The sequence below is a fragment of the Glutamicibacter sp. NPDC055354 genome (genome assembly GCF_053644955.1).
Window position 1 is genome coordinate 126,042 of record NZ_JBSHMB010000004.1, and the last position, 16,308, is coordinate 142,349.

The 16,308-nt window shown below is 64.1% G+C and carries 15 protein-coding genes; 4 read left to right on the top strand and 11 right to left on the bottom strand.

The genetic code is table 11. The features are described 5' to 3' along the window. The 7 genes from ACWICV_RS15660 to purS all read right to left on the bottom strand — a co-directional run bounded on the left by ACWICV_RS15660 (position 1) and on the right by purS (position 8,113). Complete coding sequence (locus ACWICV_RS15660; RefSeq protein ID WP_402473698.1) at positions 1–1,020, bottom strand: FecCD family ABC transporter permease; 1,020 nt, start codon at positions 1,018–1,020, stop codon at positions 1–3. Continuing rightward, complete coding sequence (locus ACWICV_RS15665) at positions 1,017–2,036, bottom strand: FecCD family ABC transporter permease (RefSeq protein WP_400291153.1); 1,020 nt, start codon at positions 2,034–2,036, stop codon at positions 1,017–1,019. Before ACWICV_RS15665 ends, ACWICV_RS15660 begins: the two co-directional genes overlap by 4 nt. 10 nt (positions 2,037–2,046) lie before the next feature. After that, positions 2,047–3,069 (bottom strand): Fe2+-enterobactin ABC transporter substrate-binding protein, encoded by a 1,023-nt coding sequence (fepB, locus tag ACWICV_RS15670; RefSeq protein ID WP_402473697.1) that lies wholly within the window; start codon positions 3,067–3,069, stop codon positions 2,047–2,049. Positions 3,070–3,266: 197 nt separating this feature from the next. Beyond that, the gene (locus ACWICV_RS15675) at positions 3,267–4,646 is read right to left on the bottom strand and encodes a helix-turn-helix domain-containing protein (protein ID WP_400291157.1); all 1,380 of its coding nucleotides are present in this window, start codon (positions 4,644–4,646) and stop codon (positions 3,267–3,269) included. A gap of 151 nt (positions 4,647–4,797) precedes the next feature. Then, positions 4,798–7,113 (bottom strand): phosphoribosylformylglycinamidine synthase subunit PurL, encoded by a 2,316-nt coding sequence (gene purL, locus ACWICV_RS15680; RefSeq protein ID WP_454091303.1) that lies wholly within the window; start codon positions 7,111–7,113, stop codon positions 4,798–4,800. Continuing rightward, positions 7,110–7,862 (bottom strand): phosphoribosylformylglycinamidine synthase subunit PurQ, encoded by a 753-nt coding sequence (gene purQ, locus ACWICV_RS15685; protein ID WP_102598680.1) that lies wholly within the window; start codon positions 7,860–7,862, stop codon positions 7,110–7,112. Before purQ ends, purL begins: the two co-directional genes overlap by 4 nt. Continuing rightward, the gene (purS, locus tag ACWICV_RS15690; protein ID WP_102598679.1) at positions 7,862–8,113 is read right to left on the bottom strand and encodes a phosphoribosylformylglycinamidine synthase subunit PurS; all 252 of its coding nucleotides are present in this window, start codon (positions 8,111–8,113) and stop codon (positions 7,862–7,864) included. Before purS ends, purQ begins: the two co-directional genes overlap by 1 nt. Positions 8,114–8,333: 220 nt before the next feature. On the opposite strand from purS, the gene ACWICV_RS15695 reads away from it, so the two are divergent. Then, complete coding sequence (locus ACWICV_RS15695; RefSeq protein WP_402473694.1) at positions 8,334–8,744, top strand: YchJ family protein; 411 nt, start codon at positions 8,334–8,336, stop codon at positions 8,742–8,744. Between the two features lie 3 nt (positions 8,745–8,747). On the opposite strand, the gene ACWICV_RS15700 is transcribed toward ACWICV_RS15695, so the two are convergent. Further along, on the bottom strand, positions 8,748–9,740 hold the full coding sequence (locus ACWICV_RS15700; protein WP_388024565.1) for an ankyrin repeat domain-containing protein: 993 nt from the start codon (positions 9,738–9,740) through the stop codon (positions 8,748–8,750). Positions 9,741–9,919: 179 nt separating this feature from the next. On the opposite strand from ACWICV_RS15700, the gene ACWICV_RS15705 reads away from it, so the two are divergent. Then, positions 9,920–11,050 (top strand): methyltransferase domain-containing protein, encoded by a 1,131-nt coding sequence (locus ACWICV_RS15705; RefSeq protein WP_454091304.1) that lies wholly within the window; start codon positions 9,920–9,922, stop codon positions 11,048–11,050. Here ACWICV_RS15705 and ACWICV_RS15710 read toward each other — a convergent pair. Genes ACWICV_RS15710 through ACWICV_RS15720 form a run of 3 tightly spaced genes read right to left on the bottom strand, consistent with a single transcriptional unit; the run spans position 11,047 to position 14,036 of the window. After that, positions 11,047–12,624, bottom strand: a complete 1,578-nt coding sequence (locus ACWICV_RS15710; RefSeq protein ID WP_105657981.1) for a cation:proton antiporter — start codon at positions 12,622–12,624, stop codon at positions 11,047–11,049. The genes ACWICV_RS15705 and ACWICV_RS15710 overlap by 4 nt on opposite strands. A 48-nt stretch (positions 12,625–12,672) precedes the next feature. After that, positions 12,673–13,104: a hypothetical protein gene (locus ACWICV_RS15715; RefSeq protein WP_454091305.1), complete on the bottom strand. Its 432-nt coding sequence runs from the start codon at positions 13,102–13,104 to the stop codon at positions 12,673–12,675. Between the two features lie 32 nt (positions 13,105–13,136). Next, complete coding sequence (locus ACWICV_RS15720) at positions 13,137–14,036, bottom strand: 3-methyladenine DNA glycosylase (RefSeq protein ID WP_454091306.1); 900 nt, start codon at positions 14,034–14,036, stop codon at positions 13,137–13,139. A 77-nt stretch (positions 14,037–14,113) separates the two neighbouring features. Here ACWICV_RS15720 and ACWICV_RS15725 point away from each other — a divergent pair, with 77 nt between their 5' ends. Then, positions 14,114–14,668: a DinB family protein gene (locus ACWICV_RS15725; protein WP_454091307.1), complete on the top strand. Its 555-nt coding sequence runs from the start codon at positions 14,114–14,116 to the stop codon at positions 14,666–14,668. A gap of 221 nt (positions 14,669–14,889) precedes the next feature. Further along, a complete protein-coding gene (locus tag ACWICV_RS15730) occupies positions 14,890–16,239 on the top strand; it encodes a TIGR01777 family oxidoreductase (protein WP_105657985.1) in 1,350 nt (449 codons plus the stop codon). The last annotated feature ends 69 nt before the right edge of the window (positions 16,240–16,308 follow it).

Here is a 16,308-nt window from a genome sequence, read left to right on the forward strand (position 1 = left end):
TCAGGTTCGGGTAGTCGGTCGGGTGAGCAGGTAGAGCAAGTAGAGGCCGCCGGCCAGCGAGGTGGCCAGGCCGATGGGCACCTGCGCGCGCAGCGGCAGATGCTGGGTGGCCACGTCGCAGGCCAGCAGCAGCAGCGCCCCGGTGAGCGCCGCCTGCCAGATCGGCACCGTGCGGTTGCCGATCAGCTGGCGGATGATCTGCCCGGAGGCCAAAGCCACGAAAGCGATCGGGCCGGCGGCGGCGGTGGCCGCGGCGGTCAGGCAGACGGCGGCGAAGATCGTGATCCGGCGGACCAGTTCGGCGCTGACGCCCAGCGCCTGGGCGGTGTCATCGCCCATTTCCAACAGGGTCAGGTGCCGGCCGTGCGCCATCAGCAGCGGCAGCAGCGCCAGCAGGCACAGGCCCACCAGGCCCGCGTCGGCCCAGCTGCGCCCGCCCAGCGATCCCGAAAGCCACAGGTTCGCCTGGGCGGCCAGGTCCGCGTCCCCCTTGGAGAGCAGGATGGTGTTCACCGCGCCGAGCATGGCGCCCACGCCGATGCCGATGATCACCAGGCGCTGCCCGCCGGTGGTGCGCTTGGAGAAGGACAGCGCGTACACCGCCGCGGCCGTGAGCAGCCCGCAGGCCATGGCGGCCAGGCCGGTGGCCCAGGCGCCGGCGTTGAACAGCACGATCTGCGCCACGGCGCCAGTGGCGGCGCCCGTGGTGAAGCCGATGATGTCGGGGCTGCCCAGCGGGTTGCGGGAGATCGACTGGAAGCAGGCGCCGGCCGCGCCCAGGGCCGCGCCCACGCCAATGGCGGTGAGCACGCGCGGGGCGCGGATCTTCTGCACCACCAGCACGTCCTTCGGCTCGCCGGAACCCAGCAGCGCGCCGAGCACCTGGCCCGGGCCCAGCATGATGGTTCCGGTGCCCATCGCCAGCAGCGCGCCGAGCGTCAGCAGCAGCGCCAGGATGCCGAGCACCAGGCGGGTGCGGGTGCGGGTGAATCGCTGTGTTGCAGGGGTTCGGGTGCTCATTTGCCCGCCTTCAGTCGTCGACGGGCCAGGTAGATGAACACCGGTGCGCCGATCAGGGCGCTCATCGCCCCGGCACCGATTTCCGCCGGGGCGGCCACCATGCGCCCGGCGATGTCGGCGATGAGCAGCACACCGGCGCCCAGCAGCATGGACAGCGGCAGGCTGCGCAGGTGCTGTGCGCCAACGAGCATCCGCGCCGCATGCGGGGCGGCCAGGCCGACAAAGCTGATCGGCCCGGCGGCCGCGGTGGCGGCCCCGGCCAGCAGCATCACCGCGAGCGAGGACAGCAGCCAGGCCCGGGTGGGATTCACGCCCAGCGCGCGGGCGCTGTCTTCTCCCAGGGCCAGTGCGTCCAGCGAACGGGACAGGCCCAGTGCGATCACCGCGCCGGCGAGCACCACCAGCGCGGCGATCGGCAGCACGTCGTAGCCGCGGCCCTGCAGCGAGCCGGTGGTCCAGGAAGCGAAGCGCTCATGGGTTTCGGTGCCGCCGCCGATGACCAGGATCTGCGTGGCGGCCATCAGCATCACCGACAGCCCGGCGCCGGCGAGCACCAGGCGCACCACGTCATTGCCCGACTGCCTGCGGCTGCCCATGAAGTAGACGATGAGGCTGGCCGCGGCCGCCCCGGCGAAGGCAAAGGACATGTAGCCGGCCGGCTGCACGACCCCGACGGTGATCGCGATGGCCACCGCGAAGGCGGCGCCGGCGTTCACGCCCAGCAGCCCGGGCTCGGCCAGCGGGTTGCGGGTCATGGACTGCATCAGCGCGCCGGCCAACCCCAGCCCGGCGCCGACCACCACGGCCAGCAGCGTGCGCGGCACGCGCAGCTCGCGCACCAGCAGGTGGTCGTTGTTCCCCGGATCGAAGCTGGCCAGGGCGGCCCAGGACTCGGCCAGCGAGATGTTCTTGGTGCCCAGTGCGCAGGAGAGCAGCCCCAGCAGCATCAGGACGGCCGAAGCCGCCAGCCAGGGCGAAACCCTGGGCCGGCGGCGGGCACTGCGTTCTTGAAGCACTGCCGGTGGCCTACTTGCCTGCGTTCAATCCCGGGAACTCGTTCTCGAAGTAGTCCAGGATGTCGTTGGAGGAGTAGTAGTCCAGGCGGAAGGAGTTGGCCAGCGGGAAGATGTTGCCGCTGGTCACCGAGGGCAGGTTGGACAGCGTCGGATCCGCGGCGAAGGACTTCGCGGTCTTGTCGTTGGCGGAGATCAGGAAGACAGAATCGCCGGTGGCGGATTCGGACAGGCCTTCGTAGCTGGTGAAGGCGAAGTCCTCGCGCTTCTGGGCGGAGGTGTCGAACTGCGCCGGAGGCTCGATGATCTCGAAGCCCATCGCGCTGATCAGGGCCGAGTGCGGTCCGCTCTGCTTGCCCACGGGGGAATCGGTGCCCTTGTTGTAGGAGACGATCGACGCGGTGCTGCCGGCCGGGATGGCCAGCTTGTCCTTGATCGCGGCGGCGCGCTGGTCGAATTCGCTGATGATCGCTTCGGCGTTGGCTTCGGTGCCGGTGGCTTCGGCCAGCTCCTCGGCCAGCGACTTCCAGTCCTTGTCGCCGTAGTTGACCACGTAGGTCGGGGCCAGCGACTGCAGCTGCTCGAGGTTGTCCATTTCGGAGTCGGCACCGGAGGTGGAGACCACGATCAGATCCGGATCCTGGGCCACGACGGCCTCCAGATTGAAGTTGCCCAGCTGGTAGACCGGTGCCACCTCGCGCTCGACTGCCACGTCGGCCCACTGGGTGAACCATCCGTTCTCGTCGCTCTGCGGGCTGATGGCGGCGGTGGAGGAGCCGACGACCGGGGCATCCAGGGCCAGCAGGGTGCCGGTGGTGGACACCGTGGTGGAGATGATGCGCTCTGGCTTGGCCGGGATCTGCACCTCGTTTCCGGCGTCATCCGTTAGCGTGCGCGGCCAGCTGCCGGTGTCCGCGGAATCGGCGGCCGGGGACCCGTCTGCTGCGGCCGTTCCGTCCGCGGCGCAGGCGCCAAGCGAAAGGGTGAGGGCCGCCGCGGCGGCCAGGGATGCGAATTTGCGAGCGGATGAACGCACGGGGGTTGCTCCTCGGTGGGTATCCGCGCCGAAACACGGCGCGGTGGAGTTCAAGGGTGACGGTCTCCCACCTTAGCCGGAGTTAATTTAGGCTCACCTTGCCCCGATGGAGCCGACGGAGCGTTTTCCACCGGCAATTCCGGGATTACCAGCGGTTTCCGGTGATGGATCGAGAAGGCTAAGATGTCGTTAAGTGATCAAAAAATGTCCGTTGGGAGGGTGTAGTCTGCCGGCTTGGGACGGCGTCCGCGCGTCTTCGCATAGGCGCGGGAGAAGTTCCCGGCGTCGCTGAATCCGAGCTGGAGGGCGACCATCGGCACCGGGAATCCTGCATTCAGCAAGGCTTCGGCATGCTGGAAGCGGGAGGCCTGGCGCCAGGCGCGCAGGCTCATACCGGTCTCGGCGCTCCAGCGCCGCTGCAGCTGGCGCAGGCTCAGGCCATGCTGCGCGGCGGCAGCGGACGCCGGCAGCTTGCCCCGGGTATCGGCGGCCAGGGTGCCGGCCAGCGAACGCATTTCGGCAGAGTGCGGCCAGGGCAATCCCGGATAATTCGGCACCAGCTGCAGCAGCTTCACGGTGTCGAGTGGGTCGAAGTGGACCGGACGCAGCAGCGTGATGTGCGAAACCGCGCGGTGCAGCATGGCCTGGAAGAACTCGACCGGCAGCTGGCAGGGCATCCGGTGCTGCTGCCCGGACGGCAGAGAACCGGCTGGCAGGGACAGCGGGATCAGCAGCGAGCCCTGCTCGATCTGCAGGCGCAGGGACTGCCCGGCAGGGACCAGCATGAATTGCCCGCCCTGCAGCTGCTGGGTGCGTTCGCGTCCGGTGCCTTCCCCATGGGCCAGCTGGCAAATGCTGGCTCGTCCGCGCACCGCCCAGAGCACCAGATCCTGGTTGGCAAGGTTCATCCAGCGGGTGGTCAAGGCCGGAGGCTGGCTGGCGCTGTGCGGAAGCACGCGGTCCAACGCGCCGAGCCGTGCCTGCTGGCGCCATTGCCGGAAATTCAGTCCGGTTTCGGCGAGGAATGCGCGGCGCAAGGTCCGTTCGGACACCGCGAACTTCCGCGCATAATCGGCCAAGTGCAGCGTGCCGTGCGGATGGGCCAGCAGGTGGGCGACTACCTTCCGGGCTGCGCTGTGCCGTGGCATGGCCAGCGGAACGGGCCGGGTGGAGGAGGGGGAGGCGACGGCGAAATGCGCCAGCGTATCGAGCACCCGCTGCGCACTGGCCTGGCCCTGGTGCACGGGCGAGAGGGTCAGTAGCATCAGGTGGAACATCCACTGCGATTGGGCCGGCGGCACGTTGATCAGCCGCCACCCGTCGCCCAGCCTGTGGTTGGACGTTGTCCTGACCATGATCGACAAGGCCAGGGAGTGGGCATCATGCTCCACCTTGTGCGCAATGAACCGCGGGATCCACAGCGCTTGGCCGGCCTGCAGCAGCTGCACCGTTTCCTCGAAATGCACGCGCGCCGTCCCGTTGCTGACCCAGACCACGATGCTGTAGGTCAGATTGCATTTCCAGTTCACCACCACTGGCTGCAGGGCCGCGGCGGGCAGCCCGTCGGGTTCAGCCATGGTCAGATCCTTTGGAAGCCGGGAACGGGAACTGTGGTGTTCCCAGATTATCGTTTCCGAGGTGCGGCGCGCGCGGGGACAGCCTGGGTGCAGATGGACAACGGCGGCCCTCCTCGATGAGGAGAGCCGCCGTTGACAGGTTGGCTGGAGCCTAGCCGAAGTACTTCTTCATGGTGCCTTCGGAAGCTTCACGCAGCTCATCCACCGAAACGGTGAACTCGCCCTGGACTTCCAGGACGCCGGACTGCGCATCGACAATGCCCATGCGGGCCACGGTTACACCGCGGGCACTGGTCATGTCGTTGAAGCGGACCTCTTCGCTGCGTGGAACGGCAACCAAGGCGCGTGCCTGGGACTCCGAGAACAGCGCGGTGAAGGAATCGATGCCGTCACGCTGCTTGATCTCGTCCAGGGCCACGCGAGCGCCAACGCCGTAGCGCAGGACCATCTCGGACAGCGCTGCAAGCAGGCCGCCCTCGGACAGGTCGTGCGCGGCGTCGATCATGCCGTCGCGGCTGGCGTTGATCAGGATTGCGCCCAGTGCCTTCTCGGCAGCCAGGTCGACCTTTGGCGGCAGGCCGCCGAGGTGGCCGCGCAGGTTGGCGAACTCCGAGCCGTCCAGTTCATCGGCGGTGGTGCCGATCAGGTAGATGGCCTGGCCGTCGGCCTCTTCGCGCCAGCCCGAAGGGGTGCGGCGAGCGACGTCGTCGAACTTGCCCAGGGTCGCAACCACAGGGGTTGGGTGGATGGCCTTGTCGCCGGTCTGGTTGTACAGCGAGACATTGCCGCCGGTGACCGGGACGCCGAGCTCCATGCACGCATCGGACAGGCCGCGGATGCCCTCGGCCAGCTGCCACATGACGTCGGGGTCCTCCGGGGAACCGTAGTTCAGGCAGTCTGAAACCGCCGCAGGGATCGCACCGGAGGTGGCGACGTTGCGGTAGGACTCGGCCAGCGCCAGCTGGGCACCGGCATACGGGTCCAGGTAGGTGTAGCGGCCGTTGGCATCGGTGGCGATGGCCACGCCGAGTCCGGTGGACTCGTCGATGCGGACCACGCCGGCATCATCCGGGGCGGCCAGCGCGGTGTTGCCGCCGACGTAGCGGTCGTACTGGTTGGTGATCCAGGACTTGTCGCACATGTTCGGGCTGGCGATCAGCTCCAGGGTGGCGGCCTTCAGCTCTTCGCCGGTAGCTGGCAGGTTGGCGCCGGCTTCCGAGGACTTGAAGGTGTCAGCCTGCAGCGCATCCTGCCACTGCGGGCGGGCATACGGGCGGTCGTAGACCGGGCCGTCGTGGGCGACGGTCTTCGGGTCCACGTCCACGATGACTTCGCCATTCCAGGTGATGATCAGCCGATCGGTGTCGGTGACCTCGCCCAGCCAGGAGTACTCCACGTTCCACTTGGCCATGACGGCCTCGAACGCTTCGATGTTCTGCGGGGTGACTACGGCCATCATGCGTTCCTGGGACTCCGACATCAGGATTTCGCCCGGGGTCAGGGTGGAGTCGCGCAGCAGCACGTTGGTCAGCTCGACCTGCATGCCGCCTTCGCCGTTGGAGGCCAGTTCGCTGGTGGCGCAGGAGATGCCTGCAGCGCCCAGGTCCTGGATGCCCTCGACCAGCGAGGCCTTGAACAGCTCCAGGCAGCACTCGATGAGCACCTTCTCAGCGAACGGGTCGCCCACCTGGACCGCCGGGCGCTTGGAGGGCTTGGTGTCGTCGAAGGACTCCGAGGCCAGCACCGACGCGCCGCCGATGCCATCGCCACCGGTGCGCGCACCGAAGAGCACGACCTTGTTGCCCACGCCCGAGGCGTTGGCCAGGCGCAGATCCTCGTGGCGCAGTGCGCCCACGGCCAGTGCGTTGACCAGCGGGTTGCCCTGGTAGATCGGGTCGAAGACGGTTTCGCCGCCGATGTTCGGCAGGCCCAGCGAGTTGCCGTAGCCGCCGATGCCCGAGACCACGCCGTGCACGACGCGCTGCGAGTCCTCGTGGTCGATCGCGCCGAAACGCAGCGGATCCATCACGGCGATCGGGCGGGCGCCCATGGAGATGATGTCGCGCACGATGCCGCCGATGCCGGTAGCGGCACCCTGGTACGGCTCGACGTAGGAAGGCGAGTTGTGGGACTCGATCTTGAAGGTCACGGCCCAGCCGTCGCCCAGGTCGGTGACACCGGCGTTTTCGCCCATGCCGACCATCAGGTCCTTCTTCATTTCCGGGGTGACCTTCTGGCCGAACTGGCGCAGGTGGTTCTTGGTGGACTTGTACGAGCAGTGCTCGGACCACATGACCGAGTACATGGCCAATTCAGCGGCGGTCGGACGACGGCCCAGGATCTTCACGATCTCGGCGAACTCGTTGTCCTTCAGGCCCAGCTCTGCCCATGGCAGTTCTACATCCGGGGTGCCCGCTGCGTTATCGACGGTGTCGATATTGAATTCCTTAGTGGCTTCCTGGCTCACTTTTTGCCTCCAACAAGGTGGGTCAGAACGCTGGTGAAGAATGCCAGCCCGTCGGTGCCGCGGTGGTCCGGACCGAAGCCGGCCTCAATGGCGTGCTCCGGGTGCGGCATCAGGCCGACAACGTTGCCGGCCTTGTTGCTCACGCCGGCGATCGAGCGGCGCGAGCCGTTCGGGTTCCAGCCCACGTAGGAGAACGCGATGCGGTTTTCAGCTTCGAGCTCGTCCAGGACCTTCTCGTCGGCCACGTACTGGCCATCCTGGTTCTTCAGCACGATGGTGATTTCCTGGCCGGCTTCGAAGCCGTTGGTCCATGCGGTCTGGTTGTTCTCCACGCGCAGCAGCTGATCGCGGCAGATGAACTTCAAGTGGTCGTTCTTGATCATCGAGCCGGGCAGCAGGTGCGACTCGGTGAGGATCTGGAAACCGTTGCAGATGCCCAGCACGGGCAGCTTGGCATCGGAGTTCGCGGCATCTGCGATCTTCGCCATCATCGGTGCGAAGCGGGAGATCGCGCCGGCGCGCAGGTAGTCGCCGTAGGAGAAGCCGCCGGGGATCACCACGGCGTCGACATCCTGCAGGTCGGTGTCGGCGTGCCACAGGGACACCGCTTCGGCACCGGCTGCGCGCACGGCGCGAGCGGCGTCGCGGTCATCGAGGGTGCCCGGGAAGGTCACCACGCCGATGCGCGCTCCGGAAAGTTCAGTGCTTGGCGTTGAATAGTCGCCAATCAGGGGAAGTTCGGCGCTCATTAGTCTTCGAATACCTCGACGTTGACGACATCTTCGATCACCGGGTTGGAAAGCAGGGTTTCTGCAGCCTCGCGAGCCTGGGCGAGGATTTCTTCGGTCACCTCGCCGTCCACGGACAGTTCAAAGCGCTTGCCCTGGCGGACAGCTTCGAAGGAGGTGAAGCCTAGGCGGGGAAGAGCTCCCGCGATGGCCTTGCCCTGAGGGTCAAGGATTTCTGGCTTGAGCATGACATCTACAACGATGCGGGGCATCCGGCATATCTCCTGTTGGCGAGGTTAAGTTAAATGCCACACGGAGATGCCGTCTCACACCAGGGGGATTTGGCGCTCCGCGAGCTTGCCTTCATAGTCTACCCGTGAATGTGACGGGGAAAACGTCCCTGTGCGCGATAGCACCGATATCCTGCGGTTTAAGTCATGTGATCTTAGGCTCACGGGTTGTCGAAGCGCGCTCGACGCGTATGCTGAAACTGTGAAAAATGCTAGTCAAACCGTCTGCGCCTGCCGAGTCCTGGACGCTGCGAAGCTGTCCTACGAGAACTGCTGCAAACCCTTGCATGACGGAAGGGAAGACGGCTCCTTGCTGCCGCAGACCGCGGAGCAGCTGATGCGCTCACGCTACAGCGCCTTCGTGCTGGGGCTGTCGCAGTATTTGCTGGCGACCTGGCATGAGAGCACGAGGCCCAAGGAACTGGACGTGGATTCGCAGATGCGCTGGACCGGCTTGGAGATCATTTCAACCCGTGCTGGCGGCGCGGCGGCCTCCCGCGGGGTGGTGGAATTCGCTGCGTACTATCGCGACGGCCGGCATGAAGCACAGCAGCATGAGGTCAGCACCTTCGTGAAGCAGGACGGCGCCTGGTTCTACCTCGACGCCCTCTAGGATTCAGCGCTTGGCTGCAGCCTGCAGCATGGTCAGCATCTGGCTCTGCTGGCGTTCACGCGCTAGCTTGAATGCATCAGAACCGGAGTGGTCCTCCAAATGCGGGTCCGCCCCGTTGATAATCAGCAAACGCGCGATGGTGATGGCATTGGCGGTGCCCTGGCCCAGGACAATGGTTTCGTGCAGGGCCGTCCAGCCCAGGTCATTAACCTGGTCTACCGGGATATCGGTGCGGAGCAACTGGCGTACGGCCTGAACCCGGCCATTCTCGCTGGCGACGGTCAAAGCGGTCCCGCCCATGCGATTCACCGCCGTGAGGTCGGCCCCGCCGTCAATGAGAAGCTTCAGCGTTTCAACCTGGCCATTGGCGCTCGCGCGCAGGAACGGCGACTCGTAGAAGTCGTCCTTCTTGTCGGGATCCGAGCCTGCTTCGAAGAGGGTCTTGGCGATGGCAGGGTTCTTGTTGATGACTGCACGCATCAGCGCGGTGCGACCGGCCTCGTCCTGCGCGTCGAGGTCAGCTCCATCCTTGAGCGCCGCCTTGACGTCCTTCAGCTTGCCTCGATTCACTGCAGCGAACAGCTGCGTGGTGGCCTTGGACATTTCGGCCGCTGAACTGGGAAGCGCCTTGATGGAGGCACCAGTGTTGGCACCCGAGGCCAGGGGCGACAGCGATGTCTTGGAGCTCTCGGGCTTGGCCGGAGTGCCGGCGGGCTGCTTGGCTGAATTGCTCGGAGTCGTGGTGGGAGCAGTGGCATTGTTCCCGGTTGGAGCCGGAAGCGGGACGCTGGAGCTTGCTGCGGCCTTGCTCGGAGCGGGCAGGGATTTTTCGGTGGCACTGCTGGAAGACGGGGCGGGAACCGGGGTGGAAGAAACTTCATGAGCCTGGGGTGAAGAAGCGGCGCAACTCGTGCAGGCGCCGATCACGGCAGCAAGGGGGAGTGCAAGCAATGCAATGCCACGGCGATGCGTGGATAGCCCGGTATGAAGTGCCATCTGTCCTTTCGCGGTTAAACAACCCTTCCCCGTATGGCTTTCGCATCATGCAGGGATTCTGCTCAGTAACTTTTGATCAATTGAGAGCTTAGCGGCCAAAGCTGAAAATTTGCGGTCAATCAGCGCCAAGATTTCTCTGTGCTCGGTGCCGGCCGATCTTCGCTAAAATCATAAGCACCATGGAATGCCTTTACTTTTCTGCCTCCCGTTGCCGCTCATGCACCTTGATGACGGTGCCTTACGCCCAGCAACTGCAATCAAAGGTAGCGGATTGCCAGCAGCTGCTGGCCGGCTTCCCGGGCCTGGAATTCCTTCCGCCCCAAGCCAGCAGCGAACAGGGCTTCCGCAACAAAGCCAAAATGGTCATTTCCGGAACCACCGGCCAACCGACCATCGGCATCCTGGATGCCGACGGCCACGGTGTCGATCTGCGCAACTGCGGAGTCATCGCAGCACCGCTACGTGCCGTATTCCCGGTCATCGAGCAGTTCATTCATGATCTGAAGCTCATTCCCTACGACGTTCCCAAGCGCAAGGGCGAACTCAAGCATGTGATTCTCACCCTGTCGGATACCGGCTCGGTGATGGTCCGTTGGGTATTGCGCACCAAGAAGCATTTTGTGGCACTGCGTGATTCGCTGCCGCAGTTCCTTGAGCAGCTTCCACGCCACAGCGTGGTGTCGGTGAACTTCTTGCCTGAGCACAAGGCAGTGCTGGAAGGCGAAGAAGAAATCATTCTTACCCGCCGAACCACCTTGGAATTCGGGCTGAACGGCGTACCGATGCACCTGCGCCCCCAGGGCTTCTTCCAGACCAACAGCGAGATCGCTGCCGCCTTGTACCGGCAGGCCCGCCAATGGATCAACGATGCCAACCCCGAAAGTGTTTGGGATCTGTACAGCGGGGTGGGCGGTTTCGCACTGCATTGCGCTACCGAGGACCGTACCGTGTACGGCATCGAGACCAGCGGGGAAGCCGTTGAATCGGCAAAGACCAGCGCCAAGACCATGGAGCTGGATGACATCCATTTCAGGGTCCAAGACGCAACCGAATTCGCGCTGGGTGCCGGCTGGGCGCCAGAGGCGGTAATCGTGAATCCTCCGCGCCGCGGCATCTCCGCAGAGCTATCGAAGTGGCTGAACGAGTCCGATATCCAGCACCTCATTTACTCCAGCTGCAACGCGAAGTCACTGGCCAGGGACCTGGAGCGTTTGGAGAACTACGCTCCGCAGCAGGCCCGCGTCATGGACATGTTCCCGCAGACCAGCCACTACGAAGTCATCGTGAAGCTGGAGCGCAAGGCCGCCTAGCGATCCAGGGTTGCGGTGCGCCGGTCAAGGCGGCCGACAATCTCGTCAACGATGTGCGGGTCGATATTCGGTTCGCGGCGGGCCTTGAGCAGCTCGTCGCGGGCGGCTTCCAGGGCGATGGCCTGGATCGAATCGGCCTTGGCGATCACCGCGCGAATCTGCGTGTACTTTTCGTCCGAGATCGCATCGTGCGGATCCGGGTCCTTGGCCAGGATGGTATGCAGCGAGTTCATGCGCCGGCGCACCGCCTGCTGGTAATTCTCCGGCAGCTCTTCGAGCTGCACGTTCTTGCGCAGCGCCGCCAGTGCGACAGCCTCGGCGCGGCGGGCCAGGGCCCGGCGGGCACGCTTGGCGTCTTGCTCGTTGTTGCGCAGCTTCAGCACGCGCATCAGCGCTGGCAAGGTCAGGCCCGGGAGCACCAAAGTGCACAGCAAGACGGAGCAAGCGGCGACCACCACGAAGTTGCGTCCCTCGATGGCCGAGCCATCGGCTGCGACCTTGGGCAGTGCCAGGGCCAAGGCCAAAGTCGCCAGCCCGCGCATGCCGCACCAAGTGAGCACCAGCGCATCCTTGCGCGCAGGAATCTTGGGCTTGCTGCGGTTGGGCAGGTAGTAGGTCGCCAGCATCCACAGCGCACGCACTGCGATGACCACGAAGCAGATCGCGGCGATGCCCGGGATGAAGCCGATCAGGTTGCTGCCTTCCTCCTGGATCACCTGGTTCATCTCGATGCCCATCAAGCCGAAAGCCAGGCCGGTGGCCAGCAGCTCGAGCACTTCCCAGAAGGATTGCCGGGTTAGGCGTTCGGCAGAGTCCTGTGGGCGGTCCCGCCGCACCATTTCAAGGGCCGTCACCACCACTGCGATGACCCCTGAAATATGCAGCTCCTCCGCAATCATGTAGACCGCATAAGGTGCCACCAAGGTGGCCGCGCAACGCGCTGCGAGGTTGGGAACGAAACGGTTCAAGGCGCCGATGGCCCAGCCCATGGCCAGACCCAGGACTACCGCCCCTGCGGCACCGAGCAGGAACTGCGGAATGATTTCGAGTCCGACTTCCGAGCCATTCAGGGTTGCCTGGACGGCCAGCTGGAAGATCACGATGGCCATTGCGTCGTTGAACAGGCCCTCGGTTTCCAGCAGGGACGTCAGGCGCCGCGGCATTTTCACCTTGGTGGCAATCGCATCCACCGCGACCGGGTCAGGCGGGGCCACTACTGCGCCCAACGCCAATGCCAGCGGAATGGAAGCGATGGGGGAGAAGGCCAGCGCGGTAGCGGCCACGGTGCCTGCTGTCACCACGATGAGCACCACGGCCAGCCGGATCAGGGCCTTCCAGCGGAAGCGGAACACCGACCAACTGCTGCGCTGGGCCGTAGCGAAAAGCAAGGGCGGCAAGAAGATCGGCAGGATCAGCTCGGGCTCAATATGCATTTCGGGCATGAACGGCAAGAAACCTGCCAGCGTCGCGAAAATCAGCATCAAGATCGGGTAGGGCAATTTAATGCGTTCCCCGATGCCGACAATCAAGATCGTGGCGAATAGCAGCGCGATAACCAGCAGGAAAAACTCCATAGTCTTACTATTCTAGTTTCTCCGCGCAGTTATTCAGGGGTTATCGACTCATGTTTTCACGGAACCAAGTAGAAATGAGGCGGCATCCCAACGATCGATGGCGCAGCCGTTATGCCGGGAAAAGCTCGTATTCACCGTCTCGCCGTGCAGGGTTCCGCTTATTTCGGCCCGTTGCGGTCCACCGTATATTTCGGTGCAGATTTCCTGGGGATCAACTTCTCCGGCAATGGCACCGGGTTCAAGCTCGAGCTGCAAGCAAGCTTTGGATGCGTACGGCAATGTGCTGGATTCAGCGGCTTGTTCGCCGGTGCATTCCAGGGAGTACTGCTGTGAAATTTCGCTGCCGTCATCGCGAATGGTGATTTCCAATTGGGTCTGCGGCCCCTGTCCGATGCTGGTGGCGCAGGAAGCCAGCGAGAGGCTCACGCAGCCGAGCGCGATACCGGCCGGAATCAGGCGAAGGCCCCGTGCAGTAACCATGGATCAATCTTGCCTGCGGCCGCGAATAAGTTCTAGTCTTCCGGGAAGATTGGCAGGTTGTTGGCGACTTCCAGTAATTGATTGCGCAGCGAGTCGGCACGCTGGGCAAATTCCTTTTGCAATCTCACGTACGCGGCCTTGCCCTCGGGAGTTTCAATGCGGATGGGTTCATGGCCCCAATCGCCCAGATCATAGGGGGACGCCTGCATATCCATGGTGCGAATGTCCCAGGCGAGCTCGAAGCAGTCCATGACCAAGTCGCTTGGCACCGCAGGGGAGAGCTTATAGGCCCACTTGTACAGATCCATATTGGCGTGCAGGCAACCGGGCTGTTCCAGGTCGCGCTGGGTTTCCCTGGTCGGCTGCAGCTCGTTGAGCTCGATCGCCTGGGGAGTGTAGAAGCGGAATGCATCGAAGTGGGTGCAACGGATCTTGTGTGTTTCCACCACTTCGTCGGTTCCCTGCGCACCCAAGCGCAGCGGGAGATATTCATGGCGGATGCCGTTGACCTCGGATTTGTAGGCCATCGCCCATTCATGCAGGCCGAAGCAGGAGAAGTTTCCTGGCCGCTGCGCGGTGCCGGCCAGAATGATGCGGGCAAACTCGATGGCCCGGGCACGCGCCTTGCCGAATGCCTCCGCATCGAAGTGGTATCCCGTACCGTGGCCGGTTTGGACTCTGCGGTAGAACTTCCACTCGCCGCGTTCTTGGGCCGCGTCTCCGGCTAGAACCACGTTCATCCCTGGATGCCAGCGGTAGAGCTGGCCCGGCTTTTGCGTGTAATAGGTGAACAGGAAGTCCTCGATGGGATGCTTCTTGCCCTTCATCCGCCGTTCCACGAAAGGTTCGCCAAAGGCCCGCGCCCGCGCTTCATGCTCAGCGGCATGCGGCATCCACTGCGAGGGTTCCAAAATGGCGGCGGTCAGAGGCATACTTCTAATTATTCAATTCATGGGCCGATGAAACCAGTTTGGTACGCCAACTCACACTTCTCGCAAAGGGGTACGCCATGGAAATCCTGCCTCCCTGGGAACCGCCAATGAGCGGCTCCGACGAGCAGCATCTGCTCGGGATGCTTGACAGGCTGCGCGCCACCTTCAGATACAAGGCCGAGGGGCTGGACATCGAACAGCTGGCAACCAAGTTGCCCAGCAGCCAGCTCAGCCTGGGCGGATTGCTCCAGCATCTTGCCCTTGTCGAAGATGAGAAATTCACCTACTTCATTGCCGGGCAACGACCTGAAGTCCTCCTTGGGTTCACTGCCAACGGGCGCGAGCACTTCGTGGTTGATCTGGAAGAGGATCCGGAGAATCTTTATCAACGCTACGACCGGGCCGTGGCCAAAAGCCGGGGAATCCAGCAGTCCGTTATCGAGGAAAGGAAGCTGGACACGGGCTCGGGGTTGGCCTTCGAAGGCAAGCATGCGTCGATACGCAGAATCATCTGCGACCTGATTGAAGAGTATGGGCGGCATGCAGGGCATGCGGATCTCTTGTGTGAAGCCATCGACGGGCGGGTGGGCGAGGATCCTCCCTTCGACTATCTTCCTGCATGGTATGCCTAGCTTTCTGGTTGCATTGGCAGCCGCTTCGGGCAACAGCCGGTCCGTTAGTTGTCCGCAATCAAGCTCTGTCCAGAAGTTCTTGTTCCTGCTCCAAGTCTGCCGGGATAGCGTGCTGCAGGAAACCGAGGGATTCATTGCGGCGCCGGACCAGACATTGCGACGGAATCCAGCAATTTCCCATCCTCGGGAACCGGCCTGCCTGAAGCCTCTAGGATGGGGCCATGAACACTGAGCGCTCCAGCCAACTTCCGGCATCTGCATCCGTTGTCTTCGACTGGTTCTCGCGACCCGGGGCCATGCAGCGGCTCTTGCCACCGTGGCTTCCGCTGAAGGTCATTGAAGAAGCCGGTTCGCTGAAGGACGGGACGGCCGTGCTGGGCCTTCCCGGCGGAGTGCTGTGGAATGCCAAGCACCAGCCTGAGGGGTTCGCGGAGAACCGCAGTTTCGTCGACCAGCTTGAACCCGAAGGGGTTCGCGGCCTTCCTGCCCGGGTGGTGCAGTGGCGGCATGAGCATTACTTCGAGCCCGCGGGCGCACAGTGCACGACCGTGGGTGACTGCATCCAGTCGAATATGCCAGGACGGCAGATCGAATCGATGCTTGCATACCGCCACCGCCAGCTGGCAGACGATTTTGCCGCACACCAGCGGGCGGCGCAGGCCGGGTTGAAGCCGCTGGTGATAGCGCTGACCGGTTCAAGCGGATTAGTCGGACAGGCTTTGTGCGCCTTCTTGTCCACCGGCGGGCACCGGGTCGTCAAGCTCGTGCGGCACGAGCCGGAATCGGCAAGCGAACGGCGCTGGAATCCGCTGGATCCTGACCCGGGCCTGCTCGATGGCTGCGACGCGGTCATCCATTTGGCCGGAGCCAGCATCTTCGGCCGGTTCAGCCAAGCACATCGGCAGGCAATTCTCTCCAGCCGCATCGAACCGACCCGATCCCTTGCCCTGCTGGCGTCACGTTCAGGTGTCCGGACCTTCATCAGCGCTTCGGCCATCGGATTCTACGGTGCTTCAGCCGGACCGCACCCATTGGACGAGACCGATTCCCCGCGGGCCGGGACTCCGGATTTCCTGGCTGACGTGGTGGACCGCTGGGAACGTGCGGCGAATGCGGGGGACAGCGGCATGCGCCGGGTGCAGATCAGGACCGGTATCGTGCTGAGCCCCAAAGGCGGGATGCTCGCCGTTTTGCGTCCTGTATTCTCCGCAGGCCTGGGCGGTCCCCTGGCAGGGGGAAAGCAGATGCTTTCGTGGATCGGGCTTGATGACCTGCTGGACATCTACCATCGCGCGCTCTGGGATTCGCAATTGGCAGGTCCGGTCAATGCGGTGGCACCGCAGCCGGTGAGCAACGCCGAATTCACCAGGGCCTTGGCGCGCGCAGTGCGGCGGCCTGCCATCATTCCGGTTCCTGCCGCGGCTCCCAAATTGCTGCTGGGAGCCGAAGGGTCCCACCTTCTGGCCATGGCCGATCAGAAAATTGTCCCGCGCAAATTGCTCGATGCCGGTCATCAGTTCCGCAATGAGCGCATTGAGCTGGAACTGGCTCATAGCCTGGGCAGTCGTTAGGGGTCGGCGACGCCCGCTGGCGATTCGGAGGCAAAGCAATTATTGTTAGCTTGGCTAGATAAGAGCTAA

Bases quoted from the DNA above. Each gene is read 5' to 3' on its own strand.
- ACWICV_RS15660 (WP_402473698.1), bottom strand. From the start codon at position 1,020: ATGAGCACCCGAACCCCTGCAACACAGCGATTCACCCGCACCCGCACC.
- ACWICV_RS15675 (WP_400291157.1), bottom strand. From the start codon at position 4,646: ATGGCTGAACCCGACGGGCTGCCCGCCGCGGCCCTGCAGCCAGTGGTG.
- purQ (WP_102598680.1), bottom strand. From the start codon at position 7,862: ATGAGCGCCGAACTTCCCCTGATTGGCGACTATTCAACGCCAAGCACT.
- purS (WP_102598679.1), bottom strand. From the start codon at position 8,113: ATGCCCCGCATCGTTGTAGATGTCATGCTCAAGCCAGAAATCCTTGAC.
- ACWICV_RS15700 (WP_388024565.1), bottom strand. From the start codon at position 9,740: ATGGCACTTCATACCGGGCTATCCACGCATCGCCGTGGCATTGCATTG.
- ACWICV_RS15705 (WP_454091304.1), top strand. From the start codon at position 9,920: ATGGAATGCCTTTACTTTTCTGCCTCCCGTTGCCGCTCATGCACCTTG.
- ACWICV_RS15710 (WP_105657981.1), bottom strand. From the start codon at position 12,624: ATGGAGTTTTTCCTGCTGGTTATCGCGCTGCTATTCGCCACGATCTTG.
- ACWICV_RS15715 (WP_454091305.1), bottom strand. From the start codon at position 13,104: ATGGTTACTGCACGGGGCCTTCGCCTGATTCCGGCCGGTATCGCGCTC.
- ACWICV_RS15720 (WP_454091306.1), bottom strand. From the start codon at position 14,036: ATGCCTCTGACCGCCGCCATTTTGGAACCCTCGCAGTGGATGCCGCAT.
- ACWICV_RS15725 (WP_454091307.1), top strand. From the start codon at position 14,114: ATGGAAATCCTGCCTCCCTGGGAACCGCCAATGAGCGGCTCCGACGAG.
- ACWICV_RS15730 (WP_105657985.1), top strand. From the start codon at position 14,890: ATGAACACTGAGCGCTCCAGCCAACTTCCGGCATCTGCATCCGTTGTC.